General features: G+C 51.3%; 1 protein-coding gene. It reads right to left on the bottom strand.

Going from position 1 to position 1,934, the window contains the following annotated elements:
• Positions 1-103 precede the first annotated feature (103 nt).
• Positions 104-1,396 carry a group II intron reverse transcriptase/maturase gene (gene ltrA, locus QMG93_RS34870; RefSeq protein WP_281944497.1) on the bottom strand — a complete coding sequence of 431 codons (1,293 nt, stop codon included), beginning with the start codon at positions 1,394-1,396 and terminating at the stop codon, positions 104-106.
• Between the last annotated feature and the right edge of the window lie 538 nt (positions 1,397-1,934).

The following is a 1,934-nucleotide window of genomic DNA, read 5'->3' as shown; positions in this document are numbered from 1 at the left end:
ACTAGAGTAAAGGGCTGAAGATATTCAGCCCCTCCTCATCAAACCGTACGTGAGGTTTTCCCTCATACGGCTTTCCGATGTTCGTCATTCATGTGCGTGCAGATTACAAGAGCGTTTTAAGTCCATATTGACTGGCTAGGAATCTCACTTCTTGTAGCGAACTCATCCACCTTGCGCGTTGCCTCTTCTTGGCATACCATCTTGCGAGCCTTTGCAGAATGTACCAGTCCAACTTGGCCAGCTTTAACTGGCTGTAAGCCGTGTAGTAATAGTTCCTCCACCCCTGAATCTTTGGATTCAGCCATTGCACGTGTTCGAGAAACGATTTATGCCTCATGTTCGGCGGGGCCAGACGTTCTTTCACGACCTCCCGGATGCGTTCTTCCGCCTTCCGGGCTAACCACTGCTGGGTGGTATAATACACTTTCCCTTGAGAAGTCTCCGCTTTCGTTTTGCGATGGTGCATGCCGAGAAAATCAAAGCCTTCTTCTCCTGTCCATAATCCGACGATGCGTGTTTTGGTCGGGTGTAGCGTCAGTTCAAGACGATCCATCATGGCACGAATGAGTTCATATGCCCGCTCTGCTTCTTTCTTCGTCTTACACACGACCACGAGGTCATCCGCATAACGCGTAAGTTCCCCACATCCGCTACCATGCCGATCCCATAGGACATCGAAGTAGTTCAGATAGATGTTCGCGAGCAGCGGAGAGATGACTCCCCCTTGTGGCGTTCCCAGATCCGAACGTCGAACCGTTCCTTCCTCCATGACTCCTGCATTCAGCCACTTCCGTACCAGTTTCAAGATCCGCCGGTCACTGATCCGCATTTCCACCAGTTTCATCAGCTTCTCTTGATTGATGTTGTCGAAGTAACCTTGGATGTCGACGTCGACCACCCAATTGCCTTTGCGGTTGCATGCTTTTCGGATACGGTCCAGCGCCTGTTTAGCGCTTCGTTTCGGCCTGAATCCAAATGAGGATTCTTGAAAATCCGCTTCAAAGATCGGTTCCATCACCATTTTCGTCGCCATCTGTATGACGCGGTCTCGAATGGTGGGAATGCCTAGCGGCCTTTGCTTTCCATCCTTCTTTGGAATGTATTGCCGTCTTACTGCCTGAGGATGATACTTGCCTTCTTTGAGAATTCGATGACATTCATACAAGAAGAGATGCTCCCCTTGCTTTTCGATGTCCGCAAGCGTCTCCCCGTCGATTCCAGCCGACCCTTTATTGGCTCGCACCCTTCGCCATGCCTCCCACAGGATGTCTGGTCGATAGACCTTGTCATACAGGGCGTGAAACCTGCGCTTCTTGCTTTCCTTGGCCGCATGACCTAGCTTCTCTTGGAGTTCTTGAACGTTTTCCTTTGGTGTCGTTAGCCTTTTGGCATTCACTGACTCGTACCTCCTTAAGAAACGTGAACAAAGCAGGGCTCCTTCCCTCCCGCAGGTTGTGTTGTCCTGCGCTCTTCGGTACTATGAGCCCCTCGGACTCCCTTCCTGCAGATCACTACTTCACCTTTCGGGCTTATAAAGCATCTCTTTACGGTTTCAAAAAAAAAAAAACTTTTTTTTTTCCGTGCAGGGGAGGGTCTCCCCAGTTCACTGCATCTTCTTTCATACCATGCCGATCCCCTTACGCCGGAGGATTCTTCGCTACCGCTCCAAGTTCCAGATAGCTTCCTTGGCCTTCGTCCATGTACACAGGACTCGGCTTCCTCTTTTCCCCCTTGCGAGGCCTTTTTGACGACGCGGCAGGATTCACTTTATGTTACGGCCTGGCATGTTGCTTGCCCTGTCTCCGACAGGTACTTTTGTCGATACGCTTTTGCGCACAGATTTCGCCATACGCAAGTATCCTAGCTACGCGGGGGCTTGGCCCCTCCCACGGCCGGACTTTCACCGGCTAGAAGATGCGTGCCTCTGGGCACGC

Source organism: Paenibacillus tyrphae, assembly GCF_027925525.1.
In the GTDB taxonomy this organism is placed as follows: Bacteria; Bacillota; Bacilli; order Paenibacillales; family NBRC-103111; genus Paenibacillus_G; species Paenibacillus_G tyrfis_B.
This window is presented reverse-complemented; position numbering and strand designations above follow the sequence as displayed.